This is a genomic window from Pseudomonas sp. HY2-MNA-CIBAN-0224 (assembly GCF_040310285.1).
Taxonomy (GTDB): domain Bacteria; phylum Pseudomonadota; class Gammaproteobacteria; order Pseudomonadales; family Pseudomonadaceae; genus Aquipseudomonas; species Aquipseudomonas helleri.
Window position 1 is genome coordinate 1 of the sequence record NZ_JBEOPQ010000486.1, and the last position, 275, is coordinate 275.

1 protein-coding gene is annotated in these 275 nt (G+C 52.0%); it reads right to left on the bottom strand.

Annotation, left to right across the window (positions count from 1 at the left end; translation table 11 throughout):
* Positions 1 to 214, bottom strand: a 214-nt coding sequence (locus AAEZ03_RS27270; RefSeq protein WP_502947970.1) for an acetyl-CoA carboxylase biotin carboxyl carrier protein, incomplete at its 3' end; no start/stop codon positions are given.
* Positions 215 to 275: the final 61 nt, after the last annotated feature.

Genomic DNA, 275 nt, shown 5'->3' on the forward strand with positions numbered 1-275 from the left:
CTTCAAGGGGATTCATGATTTTCATGGCTTCGATAATACCAAGCGTATCGCCCGCTTGCACTTTTTGTCCGACCTTCACAAACGGCGGATCATTCGGGCTAGGGGCTGAATAATAAACACCGACCATTGGCGACGTCTCAACGCTACCAGCTTTTACCGCCGGTTTAGCGTCAGCTGCGATAGGTGCTACTCCAGCAGCAGGCGCAGCCATCATGGTTGGCGCTGGCGTATCGTAGTGCCGCGTTAGGCTAATATGCTCATCATCTGAACTGATT